General features: G+C 33.7%; 11 protein-coding genes. 7 read left to right on the top strand and 4 right to left on the bottom strand.

The window, feature by feature from the left end:
- Nucleotides 1–45: 45 nt before the first annotated feature.
- The 4 genes from RTP52_RS12895 (at nucleotide 46) to RTP52_RS12880 (ending at nucleotide 4882) form a co-directional block, all read left to right on the top strand.
- Nucleotides 46–555 carry a DUF6106 family protein gene (locus RTP52_RS12895; RefSeq protein WP_312100265.1) on the top strand — a complete coding sequence of 170 codons (510 nt, stop codon included), beginning with the start codon at nucleotides 46–48 and terminating at the stop codon, nucleotides 553–555.
- Nucleotides 556–1086: 531 nt separating this feature from the next.
- Nucleotides 1087–2541, top strand: a complete 1455-nt coding sequence (gene guaB, locus RTP52_RS12890; protein WP_312100264.1) for an IMP dehydrogenase — start codon at nucleotides 1087–1089, stop codon at nucleotides 2539–2541.
- A 220-nt stretch (nucleotides 2542–2761) separates the two neighbouring features.
- The gene (locus RTP52_RS12885) at nucleotides 2762–2884 is read left to right on the top strand and encodes a hypothetical protein (RefSeq protein ID WP_312100263.1); all 123 of its coding nucleotides are present in this window, start codon (nucleotides 2762–2764) and stop codon (nucleotides 2882–2884) included.
- 204 nt (nucleotides 2885–3088) lie between these two features.
- Nucleotides 3089–4882, top strand: coding sequence for an aryl-sulfate sulfotransferase (locus tag RTP52_RS12880; protein ID WP_312371809.1), 1794 nt, complete (start codon nucleotides 3089–3091; stop codon nucleotides 4880–4882).
- A 239-nt stretch (nucleotides 4883–5121) separates the two neighbouring features.
- On the opposite strand, the gene RTP52_RS12875 is transcribed toward RTP52_RS12880, so the two are convergent.
- The 3 genes from RTP52_RS12875 to RTP52_RS12865 form a co-directional block, all read right to left on the bottom strand.
- Nucleotides 5122–5829, bottom strand: coding sequence for a TIGR01906 family membrane protein (locus tag RTP52_RS12875; protein WP_312371807.1), 708 nt, complete (start codon nucleotides 5827–5829; stop codon nucleotides 5122–5124).
- A 189-nt stretch (nucleotides 5830–6018) separates the two neighbouring features.
- A complete protein-coding gene (gene fliK, locus RTP52_RS12870) occupies nucleotides 6019–7695 on the bottom strand; it encodes a flagellar hook-length control protein FliK (RefSeq protein ID WP_312371806.1) in 1677 nt (558 codons plus the stop codon).
- Nucleotides 7696–8286: 591 nt separating this feature from the next.
- The gene (locus RTP52_RS12865; protein WP_312371803.1) at nucleotides 8287–9660 is read right to left on the bottom strand and encodes an MATE family efflux transporter; all 1374 of its coding nucleotides are present in this window, start codon (nucleotides 9658–9660) and stop codon (nucleotides 8287–8289) included.
- 190 nt (nucleotides 9661–9850) lie between these two features.
- Between RTP52_RS12865 and RTP52_RS12860 the strand changes: the two genes are divergently transcribed.
- Complete coding sequence (locus RTP52_RS12860) at nucleotides 9851–10729, top strand: DegV family protein (protein WP_312100257.1); 879 nt, start codon at nucleotides 9851–9853, stop codon at nucleotides 10727–10729.
- A gap of 487 nt (nucleotides 10730–11216) precedes the next feature.
- Entirely contained in the window at nucleotides 11217–12455 is a 1239-nt protein-coding gene (gene glyA / locus RTP52_RS12855) for a serine hydroxymethyltransferase (protein WP_312371801.1), read from the top strand.
- Nucleotides 12456–12830: 375 nt separating this feature from the next.
- On the opposite strand, the gene RTP52_RS12850 is transcribed toward glyA, so the two are convergent.
- Entirely contained in the window at nucleotides 12831–13469 is a 639-nt protein-coding gene (locus RTP52_RS12850; protein ID WP_312371799.1) for a lactate utilization protein, read from the bottom strand.
- A 371-nt stretch (nucleotides 13470–13840) separates the two neighbouring features.
- On the opposite strand from RTP52_RS12850, the gene RTP52_RS12845 reads away from it, so the two are divergent.
- Nucleotides 13841–15387: DNA topoisomerase (locus RTP52_RS12845; protein ID WP_312371797.1), on the top strand; the 1547-nt coding region annotated here is incomplete at its 3' end.

The following is a 15387-nucleotide window of genomic DNA, read 5'->3' as shown; positions in this document are numbered from 1 at the left end:
TTAGGGGAACTCTACGGAAAAATTGACATAGGAGGATGAAGTAATATGAATGAATCTTACGCAGAAGCTGGCGTGAAAAGAAAAAAATCAGCAACGACGCTTATGATTCAAATTGCTGCAGTATTTGGGATTTTGGTGATATTCTTTGTGGGAGGAGCTATTTTAGGTAGTATCGCTACTTTGATTGCGTCAGTATTAGTGGTACTTTGTGTTTTCTTTTTCCCTAGAATGAACTCCATTGAATATGAGTATGTATTTTGTGATGGTCAGTTAGATTTCGATAAGATTATGGGAAATGCAAAGAGAAAGACAGCACTTCGTATTGACTTTGATAAGGTTGAGATAATGGCACCTGTAAAATCCCATTCGTTAGATAGTTTTAACCACATACAACAGTTAAAGGTTAAAGATTTCTCTTCTCAGAGACCAGAAGGTAGAGTATATGCGATTATTGCTCGCCAAGATGGTGCCGTGACCAAAATACTTTTTGAGCCAAGTGAGAAGATGATTGCGTGCATTAAGCAAAAATCTCCACGTAAAGTTATTGAGGTATAAATCTTTAGGTTACGAGTAAGTAGCGAAGCGGATTCCGAGTATCCGCTTTGATTTTTGTCAAATACAATGGTTAAGATTAAGATTTATATGAGAGATGGTTAGCACGTTGATGTTAACCATCTTTTTTTTCTTAATAGATTAAATTAGAACCCCATTCTAATCATGACAAGAAAAAATTTTTGGAAGTTTGATTTTTTCTTGTTTGCCGGTATCAGTTTGCATCATATATTTAAATTTTGTATATGAACTGCGGACACTTTTGCACGCTACTACAGTAATGTATTACTAAAAATATCAAGTTTTCTCAAAGGTATTGACAATGTCCATAAAAATGAGTATACTTGTGAAAATTATTACTGTCCGCAGGCAAAAGACTCAAGGTAATCTGGAATCTTTTGGCTGATTTTTTATAACCTATGGGACGGTTTACTCTTAACAAACGGAGTAAGGATGAATTGTAATGGATACAATACTTACGTACGTTTGATACTTAATCTATTAATTTACTATAAAGAAAGTGAGGATATTTAAATGGGAGCAATTATCGGTGAAGGAATTACCTTTGATGATGTTCTGCTTGTTCCAGCGTATTCGGAAGTAATACCTAATCAGGTAGATCTTTCTACACATTTAACGAAAAGTATTAAGTTAAATATTCCTATGATGAGTGCAGGAATGGATACGGTTACGGAACATCGCATGGCTATCGCTATGGCAAGACAGGGTGGAATTGGTGTTATTCATAAGAATATGTCAATCGAAAGTCAGGCAGAGGAAGTAGATAAGGTAAAGCGTTCAGAGAACGGAGTTATAACTGACCCATTTTCATTATCTCCTGAACATACATTACAAGATGCGGATGAGTTAATGGCAAAATATCGCATCTCTGGTGTACCAATTACTGAAGGTAAGAAATTAGTTGGTATTATTACTAACCGTGACTTAAAATTTGAGACAGACTTTAGCAAAAAAATTAAAGAATCCATGACAAGTGAAGGCCTTGTTACTGCAAAAGAAGGCGTTACCTTAGAAGAAGCTAAGAAAATTCTTGGACAAGCAAGAAAAGAGAAGCTTCCTATCGTTGATAAAAACGGTAACTTAAAAGGACTTATTACAATCAAGGATATAGAAAAAACAATCAAATATCCATTAGCAGCAAAGGACTCTATGGGTAGACTTCTTTGTGCGGCAGGTGTTGGTGTAACAGCAAACATCCTTGATCGTGTTGATGCTTTAGTAAAGGCAAAAGTAGATGCAATTGTTATTGATACCGCTCATGGACATTCTGCCAATGTACTTAAGGTTGTAAAGATGGTTCGTGAAGCCTATCCAGAACTACAGATTATCGCTGGTAATGTTGCAACTGGTGAAGCAACTAGGGATTTAATTGAAGCAGGAGTTGATTGTGTTAAGGTTGGTATCGGCCCAGGATCTATCTGTACAACACGTGTTGTTGCAGGTATTGGTGTTCCACAGATTACTGCAATTATGGATGCTTACCGTGTAGCCAAGGAATATGGTGTTCCAATTATTGCAGATGGTGGTATTAAGTATTCTGGTGATATTACGAAAGCAATTGCAGCAGGAGCAAATTTATGTATGATGGGTAGCATCTTTGCTGGTTGTGATGAGAGTCCAGGAACATTTGAATTATTCCAGGGTAGAAAATACAAAGTATATCGTGGAATGGGATCCATTGCAGCTATGGAAAATGGAAGTAAGGATCGTTATTTCCAAGCAGATGCTAAGAAGCTAGTTCCAGAAGGTGTAGAAGGTCGTGTAGCATACAAAGGTACTGTAGAAGATACTGTATTCCAGTTAATGGGTGGTCTTCGTTCTGGTATGGGTTATTGTGGAGCGAAAGATGTTGAAACATTAAAGGAAACAGGACGTTTTGTTAAGATTTCTGCAGCTTCCTTAAAGGAAAGTCATCCTCATGACATCCATATCACAAAAGAGGCTCCAAACTATAGTGTTGACGAATAGTAAAAGCATTGTGGATTTGATATGTCCTAAAGAATAAAGGCTTTTAAATTTAGAGTAGCACCTCAATTATTAGTTGAAAACTAATAATTGAGGTGCTACTTTTGGTATTGTAATAAATGTACATGTATGGAATAATAGAAGAAAATTCATTTTAAATTTTCAATGAAAATGATTTAAAATAGAATAGTAGAAAGAAATAAAGTTCTAGAGAGGAGGATATATGGTGTTAACAGAAAAAGAATGGAGATTAAGAAAAAAGAAAATACTAAGAATAAAACAATATACCGTAATTGGACTTGCAGTCGCAATTCTTATTATGTTATTGTTAATTATTTTTACATAAATAAAAAAATGTACAGTAGAGTATGAATTACAACACTAAGATAATTAAAGCAAATTTTACACTATTTATTTTTGTAGATCTAATTAGTTATAAGAGTAAATTTGCTAATTTAGTCGTAGGATAGTTGCAGGATTTAGAGTGTAAACTGGTTAACTTGGCATACAATACCTCGTAAGTTTAAGTATAATTGGGAGATAATGAGTAATGAAGTATATAATTGAAACAAAAAGCATGTTTCAGGTATTATCGAAACAAAAGCATGTTTCAATAATCAAGAATTATCGAAAATTAGCTAAACAGGAGGCAAATTATATGTTTCATTTTCGCGGTGTTAAAAGATTATATTATAATAACCGTTGTATATTAGTTTTACTCGTTACTACATTTGCATTGCTCTCCTATGGCTGTAATAGACGAAATGTAGAAGGACCTGATACGGGTAAAAATATTTGGGGATTTGGAAATAAGGAAGATTTGCCATATGAAAATACGTATAAGGAACATAAAGTAACAAGTGCAGCTGAAAATTCCTTTACATTTTATTCTGCGAAAGATTTTGAAACATTGATTCTTGAATCAACAGTAAGAGGTGATGATATTTACTCTTTAGCTTACCAAGAGGGAGCCTTAAATCAACTAAAGATGATAAAAGAAAGCAAAGCTTTTACGATTGAGAATCCTTTGTTTATACAGAATCCATTTGGTACCAACCCGAATGGATTGTATGTTTATATAGGTTCACCATCTCAAAAGGTTAGGATTAGCTACAAAATATCTGTTCCAACGGAGTCTATACCAGACTTCGGAGAAAGCCTTTATTTTAATCGTACAGCAGGAACAGAAGTAGAAGGTCAAATCATTGGACTTATTGACGGACAAAGAAATAAAATAGTTTTAAACATCACAGATTTAAATGGTAATGAGATAAGTCAAAAGGCATATTTTTTTGATATCGTTTCAACTCATGAAATGGAGACTAAATTGAACACCCAGTATGGAGAGCAACCATCCTTTACTAGAGGTTTATTTTCCTTTTATCATAAGAATGGAGTAAATTCTAGTTTTTTATTTTATGATAATCATGGCGTCTTAAGGGCTAATATACCTACAAAGTATCAAAGTGAAGATGCAAAAGTCCTTCAGGTAAAAAATGAAATATTTTATGCTATCAAAGAAAATGAATATATTTTATTAAATAACCTTGGAAATGTAATCAAGCGTTATACATGGGATGGACATGGAAAACTTTTTGATTGTGACTATGATGATATAAATAATAAAGTAATATTTTTAGCAAGTACCGATAGTGATTCTATGATAAGCAAAAGCATTGCGCTAAATATTGCAAAAGGGGGATGGAAAGAAGTTATTGATTTTGCAGCCCTGTTGTCTCATGGAAAATCAGAAACGAATAAGGCAGAAGAAATTAAGAAGGATTGGCTAGATTTATCTAGTATTCAATTAATTAAAGGTAAGGATACATTAGTATGTTCTAGAGAATTATCTACAGTATTTCGTATCAATAATATATATACTGGGCCAGTCATTCGTTGGATTATGAGTGATGATAAAAAATGGAATGGTAAACAATATCAATCCTTATTGTTAACAGAATTGGGTGAGACGACTACGAAAACTTCAATTGACAGCATGTATTATGGAACAAATCGAAGGTTAAGTGAAGGGCAGTTTTATGTTTCTTTTATCAATTACGATACCACGGATGCTGTGAATGATACGAAGTATTCTGTTTTTTATAAATATCTCATTGAAGATAGCCAGAATCGATATCGACTAATTCAAAAAGTAACTTTTCCATATCATAATAGTAATTGTAGCTCCATGCTTTATGGAAATCATATTATATTGTCCTTTGATACAGAAAAACAGTTTATTGAATACGATGAAAATGGAAGTACCATAGCAACCTATCAAATAGGAAATGGAAAAGCTTTTTACAAGGTATATAAATACACTATGGATCGGTATTGGTTCTAATAAAAAAATTATAAGAAATATTTTAATTATAGATAAGAGTAAAAAGATTTGTGCCGCCTTTGGGGTATGTTTTCAAGTGTGAAACATTAAAAAGTAAATATAAATTTTAAAATATAGGCACCTACCTAAATAGTTATCATGAGTAACAATAGGATAATTATTTTAGTTAGGTGCCTATATTATGTATAGACTTGATTTTATGAGATAAAACGTTAAATAAAGCATTTTAAATGACAATTTTAATAATAGTAGTTCATCTTAGGTTTTAAAAGCGGTGTTACTTGATTTTTCTTTTTAAAATGGCGATAGCATAAATAAAGAATTAAGCTACCAACTAATACAACGAATACAATAATTAAAGCACATTGCAAGAAAAATTCTTGTGGCAATAGATCAATAATTGGATCAGTATATGGATCAAAAATCCAGTCATCATTTCGAAAGAAAATTTTATGAAAGATAACAAAAGTAGCATCAAAGTCTATGGAACAACCTATTAAAGTAATCATTGGTAGTATGATAGCTGTGATAGAGGATACCTTTAAATAGCGGTAATCATTTCGTTTTTTCTTCCATGTGATAACGCCAAGTAGAAAGATGGAACTTATAAGAAACATAATATAAAAAAATTGGAATAAAACTTTCACTTCTTCAAAGTGAGATATGCCGGAAACGGATGACCTTAAGGTTGGGAATTTCAAAGCCCCATAATAAAAAGGTGAGCAATAATCAATTAAGGCATTGTAATTCGACTTTATCTCATTGATTGAAAGTCCAGAATATTTATCTAATTGAAACCAGTGAATGTTTGCATAATAAAGCGGTCTAAAATTAATTGCCAAAATAAGACCCAAAGAAATAAAAAATAAGGTCCATACAACACCAATTCCAATGTCGAAAATAAAGTTAACATTCCCTTTTTGATTTCGTCTTGAATACTTTTTCATACTAACCTCTATTCCTGTGTATTTAATTTACACAAAGCCATTTTCATGAGAACAAAAAGTTCGCGAAGTAACTTTTTATCTTACATTATGCTAAATTAATTCTGTTGAATCTAGGAAGCTCTATCTAATTAATTTTAACTTAGATAGAGCTATTATATTATAAAATTTTAATAAATTCAACAGAGGAACTTAAGCTCTCGTATCAAAAGTATAGCAGCGGGATAAAATAACTTCCTCTTCTTTTAATAACAGTCGATCGATAGGTGTTTGTTTCTTCTCCATTTTCTCAAAATCATAGGAAAGATCGTATCCCATCTCTAACAAGGCATCTGTTAATTGATTGATATGAGTGTCAATTAAGGCTAGGGACTCTTCCTGTTCCATACTTAGGGTTGCATGTACTGTTCTATTTTTAAGTCGAAGATGTATGTCCATTTCTCCTAAATGTGTCATGCTTAAATGTAATAAAATGTGAAGGTTTTCTTCATTTTCTCTTTTTTGTTTTCTTTTTGTATAAAAGAAAAGTTCACTATTGGTTAAATCTTTCGTAAGTTTAACAGGTAACTGAATATATCCGAGAAATTGATTTATTGACTTCATAAAGTCGACCTGATCCCGTAGATTTTGTACCTGTTCTTTTGCCTGATGAAATGTCTCAGGATTTGTATTACCTTCATTCTTATCAAAAAAAGTTAGCATACTTTCTAAGTCACGGGTTAACTTTCGGTAAAATTGAGGAAGTCCATCTTTCTTAGTAAAGTCATTTATCTCGAGTGAGAGCTTTGAGAGTAACTCCGATTTAATTAACTTTTGATATGTTGGTGATTTAATAAGTGCGCTTAAGGCGGATGGCATATCGTTTGGTTGTAACACTGAAGTAAATTGTGCCTCTTCACTTTGTAAGGAGGTTGTAGTCTCTGCATTAATAATTTTTTGAAATAAATTTGTAATCGAACCATCTAAGTTTGTGATTGAACCGTTGCTTTCTTGAAATAAAGCAAGATTATCTTTTGGTAAAACAGAAGATAGTAAAGGGGAGAGATTTTCTTGTTCACTTTTGGATAAGACATCAGTAATCAAAGTAAAATTAGAAGCTGCTTCTGGTGTTTTTGTTAAAAATTGTTGTAATTGTGGTACATTAATAAAGTTTAGGTTGCTATCCTTAGCGGATTGATTCATGAAGTCACGAAACTCAGAAACCGTAATAGAAGGATCCGTTAGGCGATTTTCAACATATTCTGGAATATCCGTAGCGGTTAACGTGTGAGTTAGTTGTTGTATTTCTTCTCTTGAAAAATGAGTGGATAAAAGAGAATAATCAGGAATAGAAGATTCTACCGTATCATTTATAAAAAGAGATAATAACTCATGGTGAAATCCTTCTGAGATGACAGATTCCTCTGACAATAGTGTAAGAAAGGAATCAATCATATTTTGTGACTGCATAAGAATAGAATGGTTGTTATTTTGAAAAGCCTGCATCTGATTTATTGACTGCTGTGTGATTGGAAGCTCTAATTTTTTCATAAGAACTAAGGTTTCAATTGAGGCGTTTCGAAAGGTCGCAGATAATTTTAATAAGTCTAAAATACTATTTTTATCAATTGAGAGTTCTTGACGGAGTAATTCACGTACAATATTTAAATTGCGTTCTGTTTTTGGGAGTGCAGCTTCCGTAAGAGCTTTCTCTATCATATGATTAGAGTCGTATGAGATCTTTTGGGCAGGGATTATTGAATTAAGATTATCTACGGTAGTAGAGGAAACTTTACCATCTGTCTCTTCAATAGGTACCTTGGTAGCAGTTAGAGTAGTAGATTGGCTTACTCCGCTAAAACTTGGTGATGTAATTGTTTGATATTCCATTAGTCTACTCCTTTGCAATTTATTATTTATGAGCAAGTAGGGTATGCGGATTACGAATATCCGCTTTGGCATATAAAGTATGTATAGAGCTTGCCACTTATCAGATAAAATAGTTTGATAGCTCTTGGTAACTGATATATCGGATAAAAGCAAAAAATACATGAGACTGATATCTTTTTACGAATGAAGGTGTTCTTAATACAAACAAAAGAGGCGAGAGCACCTTTTTTATTATTTATGGAATGGATAAGTTTGTGAAACGTGATTTTACTTTTTGAAATGTAAAAAGTACCAATAGACCCGCATAAAAGCAATAAAGGAAAGAAGTAATAAAGAAAAGAAGTAATAAAGAAAAGAAGTATTGAAAAAAGAAGTGATAAAGAAAAGAAGTAATAAAAGAAGAAATAAAGAAAAAAAGAAAAGACGAAATAAAGAAAAAAAAGAAAAGACGAAATAAAGAAAAAAAGCAATAAAGAAAAAAAGCAATAAAGAAAAGAGGAAAAAAATCAAATAGTTAAAAAAGCAGAGATAAGTAGGTAGAACAATGAAACTATCTACTTATCTCTGCTATCATTTACAACAGCTTATAACTTATTCATACAGTACTCTCTTGCGGTAACCAAGATGGCTAAAAAAAATGTAATAAAATATAAACAATAATGACGTTATTACCCAAGTAAGCGGATAACTAAAGATAACTGTTATGATACTTGGTGAGAGTGGCACTGCGGTATATAGCCATACAATTCTTAACACGCATACTCCGAGACAGGTAATAATCATAGGGACTAAAGCATCACCAATTCCACGTAGTGCAGCAGCTAAAATTTCGATACATACATAGGTAAAGAAGGTTGGAGCAAGGAAATGAAGAATTTTTATACCTATTTGTAGTACTGTTTGATCATCCGTAAATAGTCGTAAAACATATTGGCCAAAGAAATATAAAACAATACTTAAAACAATGGAGATTCCAAAAGCCAATATAAGTCCTACTTTTACGCATTTATGAACACGAGAGGCTTTTTTTGCTCCATAATTTTGTCCGATAAACGTGGTTACAGAGAGACCAAGAGCACCAATCACCATCCAAAAAAGACCATCAATTTTACCATAAGCGGTCCATGCAGCAACAGTATCCGTTCCAAACGAATTGATGTAGCTTTGAATAATTACATTAGACACCGAGTACATCACAGACTGTAATCCAGCAGGAAGTCCTATCTTTACAATACGTCTTAAGATTGGTATTTCAAAATGAATTTTCCTAGGATCTAAATGATAGGATGCTTTTGTGCGTAATAAAGTCCTGACTACTAAAACTGCACTAACGAATTGAGAAATTATTGTTGCAATAGCAGCACCAGCTACTCCTATGTGGAAAACACCAACAAAAAGCAAGTCTAATACAATATTTACAAAACAGCTGATGATTAGAAAATACAAAGGTCGTTTGGTATCACCAATTGCTCTAAGAATTCCAGAGGCTATATTATAAATTAAATTTGGTACAATACCTAGGAAGAAAATTCTTATGTATTGTAGAGATAATGGATAAATATCATCAGGGGTATTCATTGAGGTTAGCATTATTGGAGATAAACACAATCCAAGTATCATTAAAACTATTCCACCACAAATTGCAAGCGCAAATGAAGTATGAACTGAATTTTTTACTTCCTCTTCTTTCTTGGCACCAAAGTATTGCGAGATTATTACAGTAGCTCCAGAGGAGAGACCAACGAAAAAACCAACCAAAAGATTTATTATGGTCCCAGTGGTACCACCTACTGCTCCAAGTGCACGTTTTCCAACGAAGTTTCCAACGATAATTGCATCGGAGGTGTTGTATAGTTGTTGAAAGAAGGTGCCTAACAAAATAGGAAAGAAAAATAATAGTAGGCGAGTAAGAATTGGACCTTCTGTAATAGCATTTTGGTATATTTTAGATTTTGACTTTTGCATAATTACTCCGATAAGTTATTTTAAGAAACAGAGGTATTATAGCACCGCAAATAGTAGAATACAATGAGTAAATTCTAGATTGGGAATTTATATATATAGAAGTAAGTTTATACATCTTTAAGTTTATTTCTTTTCTGGAATATGATATACTTTCTTTTAGAGCTAATGGACAAGAATTAAGGAGAAAGTTATGGCAGATTATTGTATAGTAAGTGATGTGACGTTAGATTTAGTGCAGGACATCATAAATGAGTTGGATGTACACATTATCCCTATGGATTTCCACCTAGGTGATACGCCGTATACACACTATCCAGATGAAAGAGAATTAAGTTGTGAGGAGTTTTATAAACGATTAAAAGCAGGTGAAGATTCGGTAACAAGCCAGATTAATCCTGTAGTATTTGAAAATTATTTAACTCCATTCTTAGAAAGTGGAAAAGATGTTTTATATATTGCATTCTCTTCAGGATTAAGCGGTACTTATAACACAGGAAGGTTGATGTCAGAAGGGTTAAAAGAAAAATATCCTGATAGAAAAATAATCTGTATTGATTCCTTATGTGCCTCCATTGGAGAGGGATTACTTGTTTACCTTGCAGCAAAAGAAAGACAAAAAGGTAAATCATTAGAAGAAGTAGCTAGTTTTGTTGAAGATACCAAGAGAAAGTGTTGCCATTGGTTTATGGTAGAAGATTTACACCATTTAAAAAGAGGTGGCCGCTTAAATTCCTTAGAAGCTATGGTAGGAACTGCACTTCGAATTTGTCCAGTATTAAGTGTGGATAAAGAAGGAAAATTATTGGTAGTATCAAAGGTAAGAGGAAATAAAAAGGCAATAGAATACTTAGTAAGTCGCCTTGAAGAAGATGGTATCGATACGAAAAATCAAACAGTGGTTATCGGTCATGCAGCTTGCCCAGATTATGCAAAGAACATAGCTGATATCTTAACAGAGCGAGGATTAGTGAAAGATTACTTAATTACGAACATAGGTCCTGTCATTGGAACGCATACTGGTACAGGAATGTGTGCAATAACATTCGTTGGTGAAAATTATAAATTTTAATATAGGGAAGAATTCAGATGGAGTAAAGTTGAATCAAACATCTGTTTAGTTCATAATTAGTGTAGATAAGGGAAATCAAGACAGTTACTTCGGTAAAGAGGATTCCTATTATCTACACTTTTTAATTACAATGTTCTATATTTATTTAACCTTATTCGTAGTGGCAATGGGGTTATGAGCAAGTAGCGTTAGCGGATTGCGAATATCCGCTTTGATGAATAATAAAATTTCTGAGGAATGCGTACTTATGATAGAGAACTGTGAGCATTAAGTAGCAAACCACCTTATCAGTATATATAACTATGCGAGTTTTTGTATGGAGGAATAATTTTTCACACTTCTTCAACCAGGAAAGATTTCTTATTGTCATATTTTTTAATCAATCCTATAAGATAAAATAATAAAAGACTTATTTGTATTTCTTTTCATTACAAATTGGTTATGCTATAATGGCAAGTAATAAAATCACAGGAAAGGAAAAGGAGATATGTATTCATTTGAAGATATAAGAGCATTTGATCCGGAAATAGCGGATAGTATCACGATGGAAATCGCAAGACAGAACGATCATATTGAATTAATAGCATCAGAGAATTTCGTTAGTAAGGCAGTAATGGCTGCAATGGGTAGTCCGTTAACAAATAAATATGCAGAAGGATATCCAGGAAAAAGATATTATGGCGGATGCGAATTTGTTGATGTAGCTGAGAATTTAGCAATCACGAGAGCAAAGAAGTTATTTGGTTGTACTTATGCAAATGTTCAGCCGCATTCTGGTGCACAGGCTAATATGGCAGTATTCTTCGCCTTATTACAGCCAGGAGATACAGTTATGGGTATGAATCTTGCTCATGGTGGGCACTTAACTCACGGTAGCCCAGTAAACTTCTCCGGTTCTTATTTTAATATTGTACCATATGGTGTGGATGACAATGGTTTTATCGACTATGAAGAGGTAGAAAAGATAGCAAAGGAATGTAAACCAAAGTTAATCGTAGCTGGTGCTTCTGCTTATGCTAGAAAGATTGACTTTAAGCGCTTTCGTGAAATTGCTGACTTAGTGGGTGCATACTTGATGGTTGATATGGCACATATTGCAGGATTAGTAGCTGCTGGTTATCATCAATCACCAATTCCCTATGCGCATGTTACGACTACAACGACTCATAAGACGTTACGTGGTCCTAGAGGTGGTATGATTTTATCAAGCGAAGAGTTTGCTGAAGAACATAAGCTTAACAAGTCCATATTCCCTGGAATTCAAGGGGGACCGCTAATGCATGTAATTGCTGCAAAAGCAATCTGTTTTAAAGAAGCGCTAGATGATAGTTTCAAAGATTATGCAGGGAAAATCATCACCAATGCACAGGCATTAGCAAAGGAGTTAACAGCACGTGGATTTAACTTAGTATCTGGAGGTACAGACAACCACTTGATGTTAATTGACTTACAAAATATGAACATTACAGGAAAACAGGCGGAGCATATTTTAGATGAGGCAAACATTACTTGTAATAAGAATACTGTTCCAAATGATCCAGCTTCTCCATTTGTAACAAGCGGAATCCGTCTTGGTACACCTGCTATTACAACAAGAGGTTTTAATGAAAAAGATATGGCAGTTGTTGCGGAAGCAATTTCTCTTGTAGTGAAGGATGTAGAGAAAAACAAGGAACAGGCAAAAGCTTTGGTTAAGATGTTAACGGATGCTTATCCGCTTTATTAAATTAGATACACTATTTGATATCTTAAATATTGTTATTAAAATGTAAATTAATTTTAAAGGTTCAAATAAAGAAAATTTGAAGTATGAAAAATGATAGAACTAAATTCTATATTATGAATTCTCAAAGAAAAAACGTAGGCTCCAACTTGAAGTTTAGTCTTCACGATTGAGCTTACGTTTTTTAATATCATAATTCTTCATTCACAATTTAAATATCTAATTCTTCATTCACTTTTTAATATCATAATTCTTCATTCACTTTTTAATATCATAATTCTTCATTCACTATTTAAATATCATAATTCTTCATTCACAATTTAAATATCTAATTCTTCATTCACTATTATAAATATCCTAATTCTTCAATCTCTTTTATTAATATCCTAACTCTTCACCCACTAGTATAACTTTAAGACGGTATGGGACATGGGAACGTCTTGTAATAACAAGACTACTGCAAATACAATCCGGTACGAGACAGTTTGCACATCGCCCAAGTTCTGCACAAGGGGTTTTTCTGTTTAATCTAATTGCATTTGGTGGAGCAGCCATATTTCTAACACGTTCCATCGCAGCTGCTTCGTCGGTGGCAATTTTGTTCATTCCGGCAATTACAATGACATTTTTAGGTCCTGTAATTAAGCATGCTACACGGTTACCGTTACCATCAATATTAACGAGTTTTCCATCCAGTGTAATGGCGTTGGAGCTCATAAAGTAGTAGTCTGCCGTAACGATTTTGCCGTAAAGTTCAGAGCGTTCTTCTGGTGTTTTAGCCTTATTACGATCATAGATTATGTAGTCAGAGTTGTGAAATTCATCGAGTAAACCGATTTCATCCAGGGTCATGGAACCACCCCAGCTAACAGAACAACCAGGAGTTAAAAAACGCTTGGCAACTGTCAAGGCTTCTTCTTTGTTATCACAGTAATATCCTTCAATTCCACGTTGATTAAATTTCTCAATCAAACTATCTGCAAGATTTTCATAGTATTGCTTTTTCGGTGAAGACATAGAGAACCATCCTTTCCTTTTTAACACAAGTACTGATATTTTCTTGTTCTTATTCTACATAACTTTTAAGTAAGTTGCAACGAAAATAGAGGAAGTGTGAAGAGAATTTCAATCATGTTTTCAAGAGTTCTGTGCAATAATGATGGAAAAAATGCACAAAAATGGCACATGTCTTTCAACTTCACAAACGTTTCGGATTATGCTACAATAAAAGACAGGACATTTGGAAGAGCGCAAGAGTTAAAAATACTTGTAAATCATAAGAAAAGCATTTGTGAATTACAAGAAAGGCGTTTATGAATCACAAAGTAAGACGTTAGTGAATCCAAGTAAAGCTATTGTGCCAGTAAACAATGAAAGTTGGAAAATTCATGGGGAAAAGCATATATATCTCTGAGAAACCAAGTGTGGCTCAGGAATTTGCAAAAGCACTAAAATCAAATTTTAAGAAATCTGATGGGTTTATGGAATCAGAGGATAGTATAGTAACCTGGTGTGTTGGGCATCTAGTAACAATGAGCTATCCAGAAAGCTATGATCCTGCTTTAAAAAAGTGGTCATTGCAAACGATTCCGTTTTTACCAAAGGAGTTTAAATATGAGGTTATTCCATCGGTTAGTAAACAGTTTCAGGTGGTAAAGGGTCTCTTAAATCGTTCTGACGTTGATAAAATATATGTCTGTACTGACTCTGGACGAGAGGGAGAGTACATCTATCGTTTGGTGGATCAGATGGCTAAGGTGCCAAAGAGTAAAGAAAAACGAAGGGTTTGGATTGACTCACAAACAGAGGAAGAAATCTTAAGAGGAATTCGCGAAGCAAAGCCTCTTTCTGCTTATGATAACCTTTCCGCGGCAGCATATCTAAGGGCACAGGAAGATTACTTAATGGGAATCAACTTTTCTCGTGTGCTATCACTAAAATATGGTTATACCGTAAATAATTTTCTTAAAAACGAAAAACATTCTGCAATAGCGGTAGGACGTGTTATGACCTGTGTACTTGGAATGGTAGTTCGAAGAGAGCGAGAAGTTCGTGAATTTGTGAAAACTCCATTTTACCGTGTCATGATGACATTAGAAACATCGGATAAAACTTTTGATGGAGAATTTAAAGCGGTAGAAGGGTCAAAGTATTATTTATCTCCTTTATTATATAAAGAGAATGGATTTCGCGAGAAGCAAGAAGCAGAAAAATTAATTACGATGCTAACTGGCTATGAACCGGAATATGAAACAAGAATTGAGAATAATAATAAAAACAGTTACCTTGCAAAATTAAAGCAGGATGAGGAATCTAATCAATTGGTAGCTGAGATAATAAGTATGGAGAAGAAGAAGGAGAATAAGAATCCACCTCTTCTTTTTAACCTTGCGGAACTTCAGAATGAATGTTCCAAGCTTTTTAAGATTAGTCCGGATGAAACACTAAAATACACTCAGGAGCTATATGAAAAGAAGCTTGTAACATACCCAAGAACAGACGCCAGGGTTTTATCCACCGCAGTGTCAAAAGAAATCTATAAAAATATCAAGGGATTAACTGCTCTTTCACAATTTCAACCATTTGCGGAAGAAGCCTTAGCTCTTGGCTCATATAAAAACATAGCAAAGACTCGTTATGTGAATGACAAACAGATTACCGATCACTATGCAATTATACCAACCGGCCAAGGTTTTGGAGCATTGTCTTCCCTATCTCCAACTGCAAAGAGGATATATGTATCAATTGTAAAACGATTCTTAAGTATCTTTTATCCTCCAGCAGTTTATCAAAAGATAGCGATAACAACGAAGATTGATACAGAAAGCTTTTTTTCAAGTTTCCGTGTCTTAATTGAAGAAGGTTATTTAAAGGTTGCAGGTTACCAAGGAAATACAAATTCCTCAATGCAAGAAGTCGAAGGATCTGCAAAAAC

The sequence above is a fragment of the Lachnoclostridium sp. genome (assembly GCF_031997925.1).
Taxonomy (GTDB): Bacteria; Bacillota; Clostridia; order Lachnospirales; family Lachnospiraceae; genus Lachnoclostridium.
Note: the sequence above shows the minus strand (reverse complement) of the source record. Positions and strands in the feature narration are given on the sequence as shown.

Coding starts and splice junctions, on each gene's coding strand:
- RTP52_RS12895 (WP_312100265.1), top strand. CDS start 46: ATGAATGAATCTTACGCAGAAGCTGGCGTGAAAAGAAAAAAATCAGCA.
- guaB (WP_312100264.1), top strand. CDS start 1,087: ATGGGAGCAATTATCGGTGAAGGAATTACCTTTGATGATGTTCTGCTT.
- RTP52_RS12885 (WP_312100263.1), top strand. CDS start 2,762: ATGGTGTTAACAGAAAAAGAATGGAGATTAAGAAAAAAGAAAATACTA.
- RTP52_RS12880 (WP_312371809.1), top strand. CDS start 3,089: ATGAAGTATATAATTGAAACAAAAAGCATGTTTCAGGTATTATCGAAA.
- RTP52_RS12875 (WP_312371807.1), bottom strand. CDS start 5,829: ATGAAAAAGTATTCAAGACGAAATCAAAAAGGGAATGTTAACTTTATT.
- fliK (WP_312371806.1), bottom strand. CDS start 7,695: ATGGAATATCAAACAATTACATCACCAAGTTTTAGCGGAGTAAGCCAA.
- RTP52_RS12865 (WP_312371803.1), bottom strand. CDS start 9,660: ATGCAAAAGTCAAAATCTAAAATATACCAAAATGCTATTACAGAAGGT.
- RTP52_RS12860 (WP_312100257.1), top strand. CDS start 9,851: ATGGCAGATTATTGTATAGTAAGTGATGTGACGTTAGATTTAGTGCAG.
- glyA (WP_312371801.1), top strand. CDS start 11,217: ATGTATTCATTTGAAGATATAAGAGCATTTGATCCGGAAATAGCGGAT.
- RTP52_RS12850 (WP_312371799.1), bottom strand. CDS start 13,469: ATGTCTTCACCGAAAAAGCAATACTATGAAAATCTTGCAGATAGTTTG.